The 15,896-nt window shown below is 71.5% G+C and carries 14 protein-coding genes and 1 pseudogene; 8 read left to right on the top strand and 7 right to left on the bottom strand.

What is annotated here, in order from left to right; translation table 11 throughout:
• Nucleotides 1-156 (bottom strand): annotated as a pseudogene (locus NQ160_RS03065) (glycosyltransferase); the annotation flags it as partial.
• Between the two features lie 40 nt (nt 157-196).
• On the opposite strand from NQ160_RS03065, the gene NQ160_RS03060 reads away from it, so the two are divergent.
• A complete protein-coding gene (locus tag NQ160_RS03060; protein WP_257513766.1) occupies nt 197-1,474 on the top strand; it encodes a CDP-glycerol glycerophosphotransferase family protein in 1,278 nt (425 codons plus the stop codon).
• Here the strand turns inward: NQ160_RS03060 and NQ160_RS03055 are convergent.
• The 4 genes from NQ160_RS03055 to NQ160_RS03040 all read right to left on the bottom strand — a co-directional run bounded on the left by NQ160_RS03055 (nt 1,441) and on the right by NQ160_RS03040 (nt 4,938).
• Nucleotides 1,441-2,838: a maltokinase N-terminal cap-like domain-containing protein gene (locus tag NQ160_RS03055; RefSeq protein ID WP_257513771.1), complete on the bottom strand. Its 1,398-nt coding sequence runs from the start codon at nt 2,836-2,838 to the stop codon at nt 1,441-1,443. The genes NQ160_RS03060 and NQ160_RS03055 overlap by 34 nt on opposite strands.
• A 106-nt stretch (nt 2,839-2,944) precedes the next feature.
• Entirely contained in the window at nt 2,945-3,166 is a 222-nt protein-coding gene (locus NQ160_RS03050) for an SCO4848 family membrane protein (protein ID WP_257513765.1), read from the bottom strand.
• Nucleotides 3,167-3,241: 75 nt separating this feature from the next.
• Nucleotides 3,242-4,198, bottom strand: a complete 957-nt coding sequence (locus tag NQ160_RS03045; RefSeq protein WP_257513764.1) for a hypothetical protein — start codon at nt 4,196-4,198, stop codon at nt 3,242-3,244.
• Nucleotides 4,199-4,245: 47 nt separating this feature from the next.
• Nucleotides 4,246-4,938, bottom strand: coding sequence for a phosphocholine cytidylyltransferase family protein (locus NQ160_RS03040; protein WP_257513763.1), 693 nt, complete (start codon nt 4,936-4,938; stop codon nt 4,246-4,248).
• A 330-nt stretch (nt 4,939-5,268) separates the two neighbouring features.
• Between NQ160_RS03040 and NQ160_RS03035 the strand changes: the two genes are divergently transcribed.
• From NQ160_RS03035 to NQ160_RS03025, 3 genes are read left to right on the top strand one after another with little or no spacing between them, the layout of a single operon-like run.
• Nucleotides 5,269-6,651 carry an ABC transporter ATP-binding protein gene (locus NQ160_RS03035; RefSeq protein ID WP_257513762.1) on the top strand — a complete coding sequence of 461 codons (1,383 nt, stop codon included), beginning with the start codon at nt 5,269-5,271 and terminating at the stop codon, nt 6,649-6,651.
• On the top strand, nt 6,627-8,189 hold the full coding sequence (locus NQ160_RS03030) for a hypothetical protein (protein WP_257513761.1): 1,563 nt from the start codon (nt 6,627-6,629) through the stop codon (nt 8,187-8,189). The genes NQ160_RS03035 and NQ160_RS03030 overlap by 25 nt, the downstream gene beginning before the upstream one ends.
• A gap of 40 nt (nt 8,190-8,229) precedes the next feature.
• Nucleotides 8,230-8,496: a DUF3039 domain-containing protein gene (locus NQ160_RS03025; protein ID WP_257513760.1), complete on the top strand. Its 267-nt coding sequence runs from the start codon at nt 8,230-8,232 to the stop codon at nt 8,494-8,496.
• Nucleotides 8,497-8,514: 18 nt separating this feature from the next.
• On the opposite strand, the gene NQ160_RS03020 is transcribed toward NQ160_RS03025, so the two are convergent.
• Entirely contained in the window at nt 8,515-9,867 is a 1,353-nt protein-coding gene (locus NQ160_RS03020; RefSeq protein WP_257513759.1) for a nicotinate phosphoribosyltransferase, read from the bottom strand.
• A 40-nt stretch (nt 9,868-9,907) separates the two neighbouring features.
• Here NQ160_RS03020 and murI point away from each other — a divergent pair, with 40 nt between their 5' ends.
• From murI to NQ160_RS03000, 4 genes are all read left to right on the top strand, one after another.
• On the top strand, nt 9,908-10,726 hold the full coding sequence (gene murI, locus NQ160_RS03015) for a glutamate racemase (protein ID WP_257513758.1): 819 nt from the start codon (nt 9,908-9,910) through the stop codon (nt 10,724-10,726).
• 14 nt (nt 10,727-10,740) lie between these two features.
• Complete coding sequence (rph, locus tag NQ160_RS03010) at nt 10,741-11,487, top strand: ribonuclease PH (protein WP_257513757.1); 747 nt, start codon at nt 10,741-10,743, stop codon at nt 11,485-11,487.
• Nucleotides 11,484-12,098 (top strand): RdgB/HAM1 family non-canonical purine NTP pyrophosphatase, encoded by a 615-nt coding sequence (gene rdgB / locus NQ160_RS03005; RefSeq protein ID WP_257513756.1) that lies wholly within the window; start codon nt 11,484-11,486, stop codon nt 12,096-12,098. The genes rph and rdgB overlap by 4 nt, the downstream gene beginning before the upstream one ends.
• Nucleotides 12,099-12,172: 74 nt before the next feature.
• Complete coding sequence (locus NQ160_RS03000; protein WP_257513755.1) at nt 12,173-13,081, top strand: cation diffusion facilitator family transporter; 909 nt, start codon at nt 12,173-12,175, stop codon at nt 13,079-13,081.
• 9 nt (nt 13,082-13,090) lie between these two features.
• On the opposite strand, the gene ligD is transcribed toward NQ160_RS03000, so the two are convergent.
• Nucleotides 13,091-15,874 (bottom strand): non-homologous end-joining DNA ligase, encoded by a 2,784-nt coding sequence (gene ligD / locus NQ160_RS02995; protein ID WP_257513754.1) that lies wholly within the window; start codon nt 15,872-15,874, stop codon nt 13,091-13,093.
• Nucleotides 15,875-15,896 lie beyond the last annotated feature (22 nt).

Below are 15,896 nucleotides of genomic sequence, written 5' to 3'. Positions count from 1 at the left end.
CTCGACGGGGCGACCGGCGAGGTCCTGCTCGAGCACGGTGCGCACCGCCCGCTCCAGGTACGCCCGCTCGTTGAGCACCGGCATGACGAAGGTGACTCCGGCATCGGCTGCCACGACGGGCGCGTCCTTGGTCGTGCGGGAGGCGGCGTCGTGCATCCGTCGATCATGTCATGCGCGCCCTGGGTAGGCTGAAGGGGTGGGTGTCGTAACCGATGGACGTAAGGCTGCCAGGCTGCTGCGAAAGGCGCTCGACAACCGCGCGGCGGTGCGTGAGGTGCGCCGCGAACTCGCCACACGCGGGCCGGTGCCGCCGATGCACTTCAAGGTCGCGGTCTACTTCGCCGACGGCGCCGTGAACATGTATCAGATGCGGCAGTGGTACAAGCCGCTCGCGCAGCTGGCTCAGCGCTGGCCGGTCGTGGTGCTCAGCCGCTCCGCGACGGGCGCGCGGGAGCTCGCAGCAGACGGCGCCCTGCCGCTGGCGTTCGTGCCCACCGTGCGCGACCTCGAGCGCTTCATCGCCGCGCAGGACATCCGAGTGGTGCTCTACGTCAACCAGAACACGCGCAACTTCCAGATGTTCCGGTACGGACGCCGCTGGCACGTGTTCATCAACCACGGCGAGTCCGACAAGATGTACATGACGACCAACCAGTTCAAGGCGTACGACTACGCCCTGGTTGCCGGCGACGCCGCGCGCGAGCGCCTTGCGCGGGTGCTGTGGGATTACGACCTCGAGCGGCGCACCATCGAGATCGGTCGGCCGCAGGCCGACCACTACTCCGGTGCCCTTCCCTACACGCCGGACCAGCGAACGGTGATCCTGTACGCCCCCACGTGGGAGGGGGACCGCCCGTCGGCGCACTACGGCTCGATCGCCACGCACGGTGAGGCGCTCACGCAGGCCGTGCTCGCGAGCCCCGACCACCGCCTGATCTACCGGCCCCATCCCCGCTCGGGTGTCGTGGACGACGCGTACGGCCAGGCGAACGCGCGCATCATCGCCGCCATCGCGGCGGCGAACGCCGCCGATCCCACCGCGCAGCACGTCTTCGACGACGGACCGGATCTCGGCTGGCAGCTGTCGGCCGCCGACGTCGCGGTCGTCGACATCTCGGCGATGGTCTACGACCGGCTCGCTGCCGACCGTCCGCTCATGGTGACGCGTCCCGCCGATCCGCGCGCGAGCATCGACGCGCACGGCTATCTGTCGGCCTGCGAATGGCTGGATGCCGCGCACGCCGGGCAGATCCTGTCAGAGGCCGACCGCGTGCTGTCGGACGTCGAGGCTGCGGCGCGCTTGAAGGAGTGGGTCCGCCACTACTTCGGCGACACGTCGCCGGGTGCTGCGACCGCGCGTTTCCATGCCGCCATCGAGCAGCTGATGCAGGAGTGGGATCGCTGGCAGAGCCTGACGGCCGGTGATCCGGTCGACGACGATCAGGACGACGCGGAACTCGACGACGCCGACTGAGCGCCCTCCGGCGGCAGGTCAGGCGTCGCGTCGGCGATGAGGCGCTCGATCGCCCGCAGCGGGATGACGATCCACGCGGGGCGTGAGCGGGACTCATAGATCGCCTCGTACACGGCCTTGTCGAGTTCAAGGGCGTCCAGCAGCGGACCGGCGAGCGTCGTGCGGGTGCCGGCACGGTCGGCGTAGCCCGAGAGGAAGCTGCGTCGCGCGATCGCGGCCCACTCCCGCACGGCGTTCGCTCGGTCGGGGTGATCGAGACGCACCGAACCGGCGACGTAATCGAAGGATCGGAGCATGCCCGCGACGTCCCGCAGGGCGAGGTCGGGCCGCACCCGCTCGGGCATCGGCCGCAGCGGCTCGCCCTCGAAATCCAAGAGGACCCAGCCTCGGCCGGGCACGAGGATCACCTGACCGAGATGGTAGTCGCCATGGATGCGCTGCAAGGCGGGCCAGTCGACGTCGAGTGCGCGGTCGTAGACGGCTTCGATGGCCCGTCGCGCCTGGCCGAGGGGCCCGACCTCGGCCACCGCGGTGGAGAGCCGCCGCTGCCACGCTTCGCGCAGCGCCGCGCGATCGACGGGAGCGGCCTCCCGCACCGGGAACACGTGGGCGAGCGAGCGGTGCACATCCGCGGTGGCGGCGCCCAGATCGAACGCGGCTCCGCCGAAGTCGTCGCCCCCCGCCGCGGCACGCAGGGCCACCCGCCAGGCGTCTTCGACGTCGGGGAAGTACTGCTGTGCGAACGCCAGGGAGCCGGTGCCGGCAGGGTCTGACGGCGTCGGGTCGGGCCAGTCGCCCTCGACCCAGCCGACAGCGCGCGGGACGTGAGGCGAACGCGCCTCGCTGAGCGCTACGTTCAACTCGATGTCGGGATTCCGACCGTGGTGCACCTGCCGGTACAGCTTGCAGATGACCGGCGAGGCGTCGCCGTCGAACCCGTAGCGAATGGAGGTGTTGGACTGTTCGCCGGTGAGCACGCTCGACGTGTGCGCGTCGGCGGCCGCGGTGGCGTGCGCGGATGAGACGGTGTGCCCGGTCGCGGTCGTGTGTCGGCCGTGTGCCACACCGCCCGACGTCACGAGTGCCAGCAGCGCCGTGGCATAGGCGGGATCGTGCGGTCCGTCGATGAGTGTGGTGCCGGGGTCAGGGTGACCGATGACGTGCGGACCGAGCGCCGACGGCACCGACGCCGTCGCCCGGGCGACCAGCGGCACCTGGTAGGTCACTGCGGGCAGCGTTCCGTCGTCGGTCACCAGCACCGTGCGCACGCGCACTCCCGACTCCGACGTCGGTACATCCCACGACGCGACGTAACGCAGATGGGGCCTGCGCCCCTTCGCCGCATACCAGCGTTGCCGTGGCATCCAACGAACCAGACACGCCAGCGTACTGTCCATGCCCGTGAGCGTATTGCCGACGCCGCGCACTGTCGAGGCGTGGCCCGGGCGAGGGGAGGGTGCGGGTTGTGGCTCAGAGGCCCTGGATCGCGGCGACGACCGCGACGACCGCCGACACGACGGCCAGCGCGAGGGCGAGGCCGATCAGCACGGCATGCACGGTGAAGAACCGGGTGCGCTTGCCCGCGGCGTCCTTCGCACGCGGATCCTTCGCCACCCGCCGGAAGAACGCGGGCCAGACCACGACGTTGAAGACGGCGTTGGCCAGGAGCAGTGCGATGAGGAGGGATGCCACCGAACGAGCCTAGCCGCCGGCTCCTGTGACGACGCCGCGCGGCCACCCGCGCCGGCCCTCAGCCGGCGGCCGGCGTCACTCCGCGTCGCGTTCGCCGTCGGTCTCCGCGCCGGTGGGCTCGATGCTCTTGTGGCGTCGCGGCCTCACGGCGCCGCCCACGCGCTTGGCCGCGCGCTGCACGCCATGCGCGGCTCCCATGCCGGCGGAGGCGATGGCGGTGCCGGCGCGACGGACCCCGCGCGCCGCGGTGCGCTCGATCCGGTCGGCCCCCTCTTTCGGCTCGAGCTCGTGCGGGTACTCCAGTGGCGGCGGCCCGAACCCGCGGCGGGCGTTCACGAGCACCCGCCGGCCGAGGATGTTGTTGCCGGCCCCGCCCACGGCGGCGCCGACGCCGAAGGGCAGCGCCTTGCCGAGTATCGAGGCGCCACCCTTGGCCGCGAACTGGCGGACGAACGAGCTCTTCAGCCGGTCGACCAGCGGCCCGACGGCAGCCCGGGGGAGTGTCTTGGTGACGAGCTCACCCCAGTACTTGTCACGCGGCACGCCCTTGCCCGCGACCTGACCGGCGAGCTGGGAGACGAGGTCCACGCCCTCCTTGCCCATCATGAGGGTCAGCACGAGGGCGCGTGCCCGATCGGGGTTGTCGACGGGGATGCCGTGCAGCTCCGCCATCGACTGTGCGAACAGCGCCGTCGCCTCGAGGAAGCCCGCCGTCTCCACCCCGCTGAGCGTGAGGGTGACAGCGGTGCCGATGCCGGGGACGACGGCCGTGGCGCCGACGGCCGCGCCGCTGCCCGTCACTGCAGCGAGGTAGCGGCGTTCGAGCATGCGCGCGATCTCGCTCGTGGTGGCATCCGGATGGCGCAGCCGGATGCTGCGCAGGTGCGCCACCACCGCCGGCCGCTGGATCGCCATGGCCCGGTCGAGCATTCGCACGACGAGCGGGTGCTCGGCGGAGCCCGCCGGCGGCAGGCCGCCGGTCCACGGAGCGTCGTCGGGGAGCGTGTGGATGCGGTGCACCTTGTCGGCCATGGCGCCGATCCTATTCAGGCCACGCTGGGCGTGCCCTGGGGCGCGGCTCAGACGTAGAGGTTCGCCCGCTCGAGGTCTTCGGCGAAATCCACCTCGACGGCGTAGAGGTCGGAGATGTCCAGCGGCTGCAGGCGCACGCCGTCCTCGGCGATCGCAAGCTCGAGGCCGCGCTCGAAGTAGTCCTGGTCATCCACTCGGGACAGCTGGCGCATGAACGCTCGCTTGTCGGCTGCAGAGATGTAGTTGATGCCCACGGCCTCGCCGATGCCGCCCGAGACGGTCTTGGACAGCTCGGCGATGTACCCGGCGGCGTCGACGGTGTACTTGACCTCTTCGTCGCTGACCTTCGCGGTGTTGACGGTCACGAACGAGCGCTCGGCCTCGATGAGGGCGATCGCGCGGCCCAGCACCCGCGGGTCGAAGACGACGTCGCCGTTCATCCACAGCACCCCGCTCTTGCCGGTGGCGGCGAGGGCGCGCAGCAGCGACTTCGAGGTGTTGGTCTGGTCGTACCGGTCGTTGTAGACGTAGTCGGCGTCGGGGAAGGCCTCCACGATCGTCTCGGCGCGGTAGCCGACGACCGTGGTGATGCGCGCGGTCTTGCCGAAGGCGGCACGGATGTTGTCGTGCTGCTGCTGCATGATGCTGCGGCCGTCGCTGAGCTCGGTGAGCGGCTTGGGCAGGCTGCGGCCGAGGCGTGAGCCCATCCCTGCTGCGAGGATGACGGTCTGAAGAGTCACGGGGTTTTGCTCCTGAAGTCTGTGTTCACGGTCGGTTCACCGAAAGGACACCCCTTTGTGCCTGCCTATCGTAGCGAGGGCACCTGTGAAGGCACAGAAAGCGGCCGGTCCGTTGTCGTTTCGTGACAAAAGGTCCACAATATGACGCTGCACGCGGTAAGCACTCGTCCTCGCGGATGTGCTTGATACCGTTGACGGGTGACAGCGTCGCTGCCCTTCCCCCACGACTCTGCTCCGGACGATGTGCCGGAGCAGTCCAGTGTGCAGCGCGCGCGGCCCAAGCCGGAGGCGAAGCCCCGGAAACCGCGCCCGGGCAAGGGTCCCCGCCCCGTGGACGCCGTGCCAGCGGCGCCGCCGGTCGCGCTGCCCCCGCTCCCGCCGCTGCCCGCCGCGCAGGCCGCCGCGACGCCCCCGCGTCCGCCGCTGCCCGCCGCTCAAGCCGGCGCGCGACCCCCGCTCCCGCCGCTGCCCGCCGCCCGGGCCGCCGCCCAGCCCACGCTGCCGCCGAAACCATCCGACCCGGCCGCCGCTGTCGCAGCGCGCCTTGCGGAGTCGCCCGAGCTCGTGCCCGCAGGCGCGACGCTGCCGGCGCCCGTCCCCGCACCGCTGCCTGAGCCCGCACCGCTGCCTGAGCCCGACCAGACCCCGGAGCCCGAGCCCGAGCCCGAGCCCGAGCCGGGGACTGAGCCGGAGCCTGAGCCCGAGCCGCTGCCGGAACCCGAGCCGACCACGGAGCCGCTTCGAGACCCCGAACCGCTGCCGCAGCGACTCCCTGAACCAGAGCCGCTTCCAGATCCTGAGCCGGAACCGCTCCCTGAGCCCGCTCCCTCACCCGCTGCGCAGCCCTCGGCATCCGGTGCACGAGGCACGGCCGCTGACTCCGAGTCGCACGACGCGGTGGCGGTCGTCGTTTCGACGCTCGACGAGCAGGTGCTCACGGACGAGGAGGCTGCGCGGCCCGCGCTGCAGCTGCGTGGGGTGACGAAGATCTTCGGCGGCACCGCGGCCGTCGACGGCATCGACCTGACCGTCCCCGCCGGATCGTTCTACGGACTCGTCGGCCCCAACGGTGCCGGCAAGACCACGACGCTGTCGATGATCGCCGGCCTGCTGCGCCCCGACCGGGGCAGCATCCGCATCAATGACATCGATGCGGGCGCAGACCCCGTCGCCGCCAAGCGGCTGATGGGCGTGCTGCCCGACCGGCTGCGCACGTTCGACCGTCTCACCGGCCGGCAGCTGCTGCACTACTACGGGCTGCTGCGGGGGCTCCCTGCGCCCGTCGCCGACAGCCGCGCCGCCGACCTTGCGCGGGCGTTCGACCTCACCGACGCGCTTTCACGTCCGGTGTCGGATTACTCCGGCGGCATGACGAAGAAGATCATGCTCGCGGGGGCCATGATCCACTCGCCGCGCGTGCTGGTGCTCGATGAGCCGTTCGAGGCGGTGGATCCGGTGTCGAGTGCGGTCATCCTCGACATCCTGGCGGCATACGTCGAACACGGCGGCACGGTGATCCTGTCGAGCCACGGGATGGAGCTCGTCGAGCGCGTCTGCTCCCGGGTGGCCGTCATCGTCTCCGGGCAGGTGCTGGCCGAGGGCACGGTCGCCGAGGTCCGGGGCGAGCTCACCCTCGAGCAGCGCTTCGTCGAACTCGCCGGCGGCCTGGGCGACGTGGAGGGCCTCGAGTGGCTGCACACGTTCTCCGGCTGAGGCTGGCGCTGCTGACAGCGGCGCTGCGCGGTAAGCCCGCGGACGTCGCGCGCACCGTCGCGGGCCTGGCCGTCGTCGTCGGCGCCGTGGCGGTGGCGTGCTGGGCCCTGCTGAGCCTCGCCGACGCCCCCGACCGGGTCGTGCTGACGATCACCGTGCTCGGCGGGTCGGCCGTGACGCTGGCCTTCGCCGTCGCGCCGCTGGTCACCGGTATCGAGGACCCCCTCGACCCGCGTCGGTTCGCCATGCTCCCAGTCACCCCCGCGCGGCTTGCCGGCATGCTGTCGGTCGCCGGATTCCTGAGCCTGCCCGTGCTCGCACTGATTCCCATAGCGGCCTGCCTGGTCGTCGTCTGGACGGCGCACGGCGCCCCGTGGGCGGTGGCGCTGCTGTCGGTCGGCCTCGGCCTCGCGACCTGCGTCCTGCTGGCACGCGTCGGCTTCGCCGTGGCGGCCATCGCGCTCAACGAGCGACGGAGCCGCGAGCTGGCGGGCCTCTTCCTGCTGGTCCTGCTGGTCGTCGTCGTCCCGGTGGGCGTCTACCTGGCCTCGCTCGAGTGGCGCGGACGCGTTCCGGCCCAGCTCGCCGATGTCGCCGACGTCCTCGCGCTGACGCCCCTCGGCGCTGCCCTCGCCACCGCGGGCGTCGCCGCCGTCGACCCCGGCGGGGTCTGGGCGTCGCTGGCGGTGACCGTCATGACGCTCCTCGTACTCGCGGGCGTCTGGGTGCTGCTGGTGCGCCACATGCTGACCACCACCCCCCGCCCCGTTGCAGTGCGCGAGCGCGGGGGTCTCGGCTGGTTCACGCTCACCCCCGGCACGCCGGCCGGCGCGATCGCCGCCCGCAGCCTCGTGTACTGGATGCGCGACCGGCGGTATCTGGTGAACATCGCGGTCATACCGGTGGCCGCAGCGCTCACGATCGTGCCGCTGATGGTCGTCGGCGTGCCGGCATCCGTCATCGCCCTGGTCCCGGTGCCGCTCATGGCCCTCTTCCTCGGGTGGCTGCCGCACAACGACCTCGCCTACGACTCCACGGCGATCTGGATGCACATCGCGGGCGCTGTCGACGGCGTCGCGGACCGGGTCGGCCGCCTGGTCCCCGTGCTGCTGTTCGGCGTGCCCCTGCTGGCGGTGACGGTGCCTCTGGCGATCTGGGTGCACGGCGACTGGAACACGATGCCCGCACTCATCGGCGTGTGTGCCGCGCTGTTCTTGTCGGGCCTGGGGCTGTCGAGCATCGCCTCCGCACTCTCGCCGTACCCGGTGACGCGCCCCGGCGACAGCCCGTTCCAGCAGCCGCAGCGCACCGGCGGCACGGCGGCGCAGGCCCTGGTCCTGCTCGGCGCGCTGGCGGCCGCCGTGCCGGCGCTGTGGTGGGGCTGGCTCGCGCTGACCTCCGATCCGGGGGACACCTGGCTGGCATTGTGGGCCGGGGTCGTCGCGGGCATCGTGGTGCTCGTTGGCGGGGTGCTCATCGGCGGCCGGGTGTTCGGACGGGCCAGCGGTCGGATCATGGAGTTCGCCGAAGCGACATGACGGGCCATCGCCGTGGGTGCCGCGACTAGAATGACTCACCATGAGCACGCCGATCGACAGCCCCGACCAGGGGGGTCTCGCGACCCTCGACCGTGAGCTCGAGGAGCTCATCCGCGAGGAGAACATCGAGCCGGGTGACCATGAGCGGTTCTCGCACTACGTCAAAAAGGACAAGATCCTCGAATCCGCCATCACCGGCAAGCCGGTGCGGGCGCTGTGCGGCAAGAAGTGGACGCCCGGTCGCGACCCGGAGAAGTTCCCCGTCTGCCCCGCGTGCAAAGAGATCTACGAGTCGCTGAACACCTGACCCGCCGGCGCCGGCCGCTCAGCCCACGTCGACGAAGCGGGTGGGCAGCGCGGGCTCGGAGCGGCTGAGGGCCAGTGCGCGCACCGGCAGCTCCTCGCGCACCCGCAGGTGGTGCGCGCGCGCGGCCGCGACGCCCTCGCTGCCGAGGTGGGCGGCATCGGTGACACCCTCGTCGACGAGGGTCACGTGCAGCGCCCGCGCCTCGGGGTGGTCGGCGGCGGTCGGCACGGACTCGAACCCGTCGGCCACGGCGATCAGCTCGCTCGTGGCGACGCCCTGGTCCAGTGTGCGGAAAGCCGCCTTGCGTCCGCCCTTCGAGGCCTTGTCGGTGGACGTCTTCTGTACCGAGACCCAGGATCCCGCGCCGTCCTGACGGGCGACGAGCTTGTAGACCATCCCAGCCGTCGGAGCGCCCGACCCGGTGACGACCGAGGTGCCCACTCCGTAGGCATCGACCGGGGATGCCGCGAGAGCGGCGATCGCGAACTCGTCCAGGTCGCTGGTCACCGTGATCTTGGTTCCCGTCGCCCCGAGTTCGTCGAGTTGGCGACGCACCTCGGCGGCGACCGTCGGCAGGTCGCCGGAGTCGATGCGCACGCCGCCGAGCCCGGTGCCGGCGACCCGGATGGCCGTCTCGACGCCCTGGCGGAGGTCGTACGTGTCCACGAGCAGGGTCGTGTCCACGCCGAGCGCGGCGATCTGGGCGCGGAACGCCTCTTCTTCGGTGTCGTGCAGCAGCGTCCACGCGTGCGCGGCCGTCCCCATCGTGGGGATGCCCCACGTGCGCCCGGCCTCGAGGTTGCTGGTGGCATCGAACCCGACGATGTACGCCGCGCGGGCGGCGGCGACGGCGGAGTGCTCGTCGGCGCGGCGGGAGCCCATCTCGGCGAGGGGCCGGTCGCCGGCGGCGATGCTCATGCGGGCGGCGGCGTTCGCGACGGCGGAGTCATGGTTGAGCACGCTCAGGGCGAGGGTCTCCAGCACCACGGCCTCGGCGAAGGTGCCCTCGACCGTCAGCACGGGGGAGCCGGGGAAGTACAGCTCGCCTTCGCGGTACCCGGTGATGGTGCCGGTGAACCGGTAGCCCTCGAGGAACGCGATGGTCTCGGCATCCACCACCCGGTTGTCACGCAGGTACCGCAGCTCGTCGTCGCCGAAGTGGAAGTTCTCCAGGTGCTGCAGCAGCCGGCCCGTTCCTGCGACGACGCCGAAGCGGCGGGCTCCCGGCAGTCGTCTGCCGAACAGCTCGAACACGCAGCGGCGCTGCGCGGAGCCGTCGTGCAGCGCCGCGTCGAGCATGGTCAGCTCGTACCGGTCGGTGAACAGGGCGGTGCTCGCCCCGCGGGCGGGGCGTTCGGGCGCTGCGGTCATGCGGGCCAGCCTATCGATGGCGCTCGCGTAGGCTGGGAAGGTGAACGACGCCCCCATCGGAATCTTCGACTCCGGCGTCGGCGGGCTCACGGTGGCCCGCGCCGTATCGGCGCTGCTTCCCCGCGAGTCGATCCTGTACCTGGGCGACACCGCACACTCGCCGTACGGTCCGAAGCCCATCGCCGACGTACGCCGCTACTCGCTCGAGGTGCTGGACACCCTGGTCGACGAGGGGGTGAAGATGCTGGTGATCGCGTGCAACACCGCCTCCTCCGCGATGCTGCGCGACGCCCGGGAACGCTATGACGTGCCGGTGGTCGAAGTGATCGGCCCGGCGGTGCGCACCGCGATGTCGACGACCCGCAACGGACGCGTCGGCGTGATCGGCACCGAGGGGACCATCGGATCCCGCGCCTACCAGGACATGCTCGAGGTCAACGAGAAGCTCACCGTCTCGGCACAGGCGTGCCCGCGCTTCGTGGAGTTCGTCGAGGCCGGGGTCACCGACTCGCCCGAGGTGCTCACCGTGGCGGAGGACTACCTGGCTCCGCTTCGCCATGCCGATGTCGACACGCTCGTGCTCGGCTGCACGCACTACCCGTTCCTCGAGGGTGCGATCAGCTACGTGATGGGTCCCGACGTGTCGCTGGTGTCCAGCGACACGGAGACCGCGAAGGACGTGTACCGTCAGCTCGTCTCGCGGGACCTGCTCGCCGGTCCCGGCGCGACCGCCCGCCACGACTATCAGGCCACCGGCACCTCGGCCGATGACTTCCTCCACCTCGCCCACCGACTGATGGGGCGCGAGATCAGCACCGTGCGCCTCGTGCAGACCGGCGCGATCGACCTGCCCCGCTGAACACCCGGAGAGACATGACCGACATCACCCGTGCCGACGGACGCACCGTCGACCAGCTGCGACCCGTCACCATCGAACGCGGCTGGAGCGCCCACGCCGAAGGATCGGCCCTCATCTCCTTCGGGGGCACCAAGGTGCTGTGCACCGCGTCGTTCACCAACGGCGTGCCGCGCTGGCTGACCGGCAAGGGCAAGGGCTGGGTCACCGCCGAGTACGCGATGCTGCCGAGGGCGACCAACTCCCGCAACGACCGCGAGTCCATCAAGGGGCGCGTCGGCGGCCGCACGCACGAGATCTCGCGGCTCATCGGCCGCGCGCTGCGCTCGGTGGTCGACACCAAGGCGCTGGGTGAGAACACGATCGTCATCGACTGCGACGTGCTGCAGGCCGACGGCGGCACCCGCACCGCCGCGATCACCGGCGCGTACGTCGCGCTGGCGGATGCCATCGCGTGGGGCCGGGAGAAGAAGTTCATCGCGCAGCGCTCGCAGGTGCTGGTGGACTCGGTCGCGGCGGTGTCTGTGGGCATCATCGACGGCGAGCCCATGCTCGATCTCGCCTACGTCGAGGATGTGCGCGCCGAGACCGACATGAACATCGTGGTCACCGGCCGCGGCCTGTTCGTCGAGGTGCAGGGCACCGCAGAGGGCGCGCCCTTCGACAAGCGGGAGCTCGACGCCCTGCTGAACCTCGGTGTCGCCGGCTGCGCGCAGCTGCGCGACATCCAGGCGGCGGTGCTCGCGGAGGAGGCCGGCCGTTGAGCGAGCGCAGCGAGACGAAACGCGTCGTGCTCGCGACGCACAACCCGCACAAGGTCGAGGAGTTCCAGTCGATCGTGCTCGCCACCCGGCCCGACCTCGAGGTGGTCGGCTACGACGGCCCCGAGCCGGTCGAAGACGGGGTGACGTTCGCCGAGAACGCGCTCATCAAGGCGCGCGCCGCCGCAGCGCACACCGGCCTTCCCGCCCTCGCCGACGACTCCGGGTTGTGCGTCGACGTGATGGGCGGCTCGCCCGGCGTCTTCTCCGCCTACTGGGCGGGGCACGCGAAGAATGCCACGGCGAACCTCGAGCTGCTGCTGGACCAGCTGAGCGACATCGCCGATCCGCGCCGCACCGCTCGGTTCGTCTCCACGATCGCGCTCGTCGTGCCCGGCGGTGCCGAGCACGTCGTGGAGGGTGCCTGGCCGGGGCGCCTCGCGACCGCGCCGGCGGGGGAGGGCGGCTTCGGCTACGACCCCGTCTTCATCCCCGACGGACAGCCGGCGGGCGCCGAGCGCACCGTCGGCGAGTGGGAGGCGGGGGAGAAGAACGCGGCATCCCATCGCGCCCGCGCCTTCGCCGCCCTCGCCCCGCTCCTGGCAGACCTCTGAGCCTGAGAATCACGATCATTCCCGACTGGCGTTCGGAGGGCCGGCGCCGGGGGTCGGCGACGTACCGTGGAAGCATGCACGACCATGCCCCCGGCATCCGCGGTGCCGGAAACCGACGGCTGCTGGCGATCTCGCTGACGATCACCACGGTCGTGCTCGTCGTGCAGGTTGCGGGCGCTTTGCTGTCGGGGTCGCTGGCGCTGCTCGCCGACGCCGGTCACATGTTCACCGACGCCGCCGCTCTCGTCATCGCGCTCATCGCGAGCACGGTCGCCGCACGCCCGGCCGACGACCGGGCGACGTTCGGGTATCAGCGTGCAGAGGTGTTCGGCGCGCTCACCAACGCCGTGATCCTGCTGGTCCTCGCGGGATGGATCGTCGTGGAGGCCGTGGGACGACTGGTGCGTCCGGGGGAGGCGGAGATCGGCGGCGCGCTCATGCTGATCGCCGCGACCGTGGGGCTCGTCGCCAATGCCGTGGCGCTGCGGCTGCTGGGGGCGGCGCAGAAGCGCAGCATCAACGTGCGCGGGGCGTACCTCGAGGTGCTCGGTGACCTGCTGGGATCGGCCGCGGTCATCGTGTCGGCGGTGATCATCCTGCTGACGGGATGGACCCCGGCGGATGCCGTGGTGTCGCTGCTCATCGCGGCCATGATCGTGCCGCGTGCGATCTCGCTGCTGCGCGAGGTGGCATCGGTGCTGGGGGAGAGCGCGCCGGAGGGCATGCAGGTCGCGCGCATCCGCAGCCACATCCTCGACACCCCCGGGGTCGTCGACGTGCACGACGTGCACGTGTGGCAGCTGACGCGCGGCGCGCCGGTGTTCACGGCCCACGTCGTCGTCGACGAAGCGTGCCTGGCGGACGGCCGCGCCACCGGCATCCTCACCGAGCTGCAGGGATGCCTCGCGGAACACTTCGACGTCGCGCACTCGACGTTCCAGCTCGAGCCCGCCGGCCACATCGAGCACGACGCGCACACGTGAGCCGGGCGGTCACTGCTCGCGGGTGACCTCTGCCGGTGACTTGTCGGGGCGCAGACCACGCCACCGGGCGTGGCGCAGCGTGCCGCCCGGGGTGAACTCGGCGAACTCGACCTCGCCGACGATCTCGGGCCGCACCCAGAGTGCGTCGGAGGCATCGGCGCGAGGGATGCCGACGAACGGATTCTCGTCGGTGCGCAGCGGCGTGAGCGCCTCGCCGAGGCGGGCGAGGGTGCGGTCGCTGAACCCCGACCCGACGCGGCCGACGTAGCGCAGGCCCTCTTCGTCGGGGATGCCGAGCAGGAGCGACCCGATCGATCCACTGCGGCCCCCCTTGCCGGGGCGGATGGCGCCGATGACGACTTCCTGCGTGCTGGTGAGCTTCACCTTGAGCCACTGCTCGGTGCGCTGTCCGCGGCGGTATGTCGACCGCGGGTCCTTCAGGACGACTCCCTCGAGGCGATGCCGGCGCGCCGTGGTGAGCGCGGTGTCGAGGTCGTCGAACACCGGGGGGATGTCGATGCGCGGCGGCGCGGTGTGCAGCTGCTCCAGCAGCCGGCGGCGCTCGGCGAGCGGCAGGTGCGCGACGTCGACGCCGTCGTGCGCGAGCACGTCGAACAGGTACCAGGCGGTCGGCGTGCGCTGCGCTTCGCGCGCGATGTCGCGGGCACCGGTGAGGTGCATGCGGTTCTGCAGCAAACTGAAGCTCGGCCGGCCGGTGTCGTCGAGGGCCACGATTTCGCCGTCAACGGTGAGGGGGGTGTCGCCGAAGACGGCCGGGGCCTGCGCGGTGAGCTCGGGGTAGCGGGCGGTGATGTCGGTGCCGTTGCGGCCGCGCAGCTGCAGCGAGTCGCCGTCCCAGATGCCGAGCGCGCGGATGCCGTCCCATTTCAGCTCCGCCCACGCGCGGTCGCCCCAGCTGCGGACGGCGTCGTGCGCTCGGGCCGGCGTCGCGGACGTGGCGAGCATGGGCCGCACATCCGAATGGTCGCTCTCCGGTTGCCGTTTAGTGTTCCCGGTTTTCGCATGTGAGTTCCCGCTCACACGGGGGTCTGCGGCCGGGGCCGGGGGCGTGGTGGGTTGGGGGCGTGTCGCCGCGGGGTTGCTCTGCGGTTGCTCCCGAGTGCTTCCCGTTTTCGCATGTGAGTTCCTGCTCACACGGGGAGCGGGGGCGGCGTACGCGGGGGCGACTGCGCCTGCGCCTGCGCGGGGGTCGGTATCGCCCACTGCGCCGGTGTGTGTGTCTGTGTCTGTGTCGGCGTCCGCGTCGCTGTCTGCGAGGGCGCCGGTGGTCGGGCCGGCGCCGCTGTCGGTGTCGGCGTCGGCGCCGAGCCCGGCGGCCGCACCGAGAGGGCTGTGTGAACCGGAACTCACATGCGCAAACGGGGGAACGTCGGCGGAATCACGCGCCCGAGCGGCATCACCCTTCATGCGATGCAGCAGCCACGTCGACTTCTCTCCGGCGCCGTCGGTACGGATGAGCGCGAGACGCACGTCGCCCAGCGGCCCGCCGGGGCGTCCGTGCGCGGTGAAGATCACCTCGTCGTCGCGCCACTTTTCCAGGTCGTAGACGCCGGCATCCCAGATGGTCATCGTTCCGGCACCGTATTCCCCACGCGGGATCTCGCCCTCGAAGGTCGCGTACTCGAGGGGGTGGTCCTCGGTCATCACGGCGAGGTGGTTACGCGAGGGTGTCTCGGGCACGCCCTTGGGCACGGCCCAGCTGACCAGCACGCCGTCGCGCTCCAGCCGCAGGTCCCAGTGCAGGCGCGAGGCGTGGTGCTCCTGGATGACGAACCGGGGGAGACCGGATGCCGCGCGCCCGCCCAGCGCGTTGTCGGGCACCGGCTCGGGGGTGAGGTCCGCCGTGCGCTTGGCGATGTACGCGGCAAGGGGGCCGTCGGCGGATGCACGCCCGTCGGCGTGGAACCCCAGCGGGGCGAGCGGGTCGCCCATCGTCTCGGCTCTCTCCAGCACCTCACCGAAAAGCAGATGCCGCAGATCGGGGTCGTCGAGCTCCTCCCAGGTGCGCGGTGCCGCCACCATCGGCTGCTCGCGCCCTCGCAGCGAGTACGGGGCGATCGTGGTCTTCGAGCCGTTGTTCTGGCTCCAGTCGATGAAGACCTTGCCGGGGCGCTGCGCCTTCGCCATCTGACTGACCACGAGATCGGGCTGGTCCGCCTCGATGGCCCGCGCGAGCTCACGCGCCACCGACGTGATCTGTTCGCTCGTCTGCGTGCCGGGCAGCGCCGCGTAGAGGTGGATGCCCTTGCTCCCGCTCGTGACCGGGTACGGCTCGAGCCCCATGCCGGTGAGGATGTCCCGCAGCACGCGCGCGACCTCGGCGCACTCCACCAGCCCCGCGCCCGGCCCCGGATCGAGATCCAGCACGATCCGATCCGGGTTCGCGCGTCCGCCGTCGGGACCGAACCGCCACTGCGGCACGTGCAGCTCCAGGCTCGCCACCTGCGCCAGGTAGACCAGCGTCGGGCGATCGCCGACCAGCGGGTAGTCCTTGGCGCCCGTGGAATGGTCGATCGGCATCCGCCTGACCCAGTCCGGGGCGCCGCGCTCGAGGTCCTTCGCGAAGAACGAGGGCGCATCGACGCCTTCGGGCCAGCGCTTGCGGGTGACGGGGCGGCCGACCACATGCGGGATCATCAGCGGCGCGATGCGCGTGAAGTAGTCGATGACCTCGCCCTTGGTGGTGCCTGTGGCCGGGTAGAGCACCTTGTCGAGGTTCGTCACCCGCAGCCGGCGACCGTCGATGCGGATCAGCTGCCCCTCACCTGCCATGTCAGCAGGTTAGTGCGCAACC

This window comes from Microbacterium sp. zg.Y909 (genome assembly GCF_024626565.1).
Note: the sequence above shows the minus strand (reverse complement) of the source record. Positions and strands in the feature narration are given on the sequence as shown.

Coding starts and splice junctions, on each gene's coding strand:
- NQ160_RS03055 (WP_257513771.1), bottom strand. CDS start 2,838: ATGCCACGGCAACGCTGGTATGCGGCGAAGGGGCGCAGGCCCCATCTG.
- NQ160_RS03045 (WP_257513764.1), bottom strand. CDS start 4,198: ATGGCCGACAAGGTGCACCGCATCCACACGCTCCCCGACGACGCTCCG.
- NQ160_RS03025 (WP_257513760.1), top strand. CDS start 8,230: ATGAGCACGCCGATCGACAGCCCCGACCAGGGGGGTCTCGCGACCCTC.
- NQ160_RS03020 (WP_257513759.1), bottom strand. CDS start 9,867: ATGACCGCAGCGCCCGAACGCCCCGCCCGCGGGGCGAGCACCGCCCTG.
- rph (WP_257513757.1), top strand. CDS start 10,741: ATGACCGACATCACCCGTGCCGACGGACGCACCGTCGACCAGCTGCGA.
- NQ160_RS03000 (WP_257513755.1), top strand. CDS start 12,173: ATGCACGACCATGCCCCCGGCATCCGCGGTGCCGGAAACCGACGGCTG.
- ligD (WP_257513754.1), bottom strand. CDS start 15,874: ATGGCAGGTGAGGGGCAGCTGATCCGCATCGACGGTCGCCGGCTGCGG.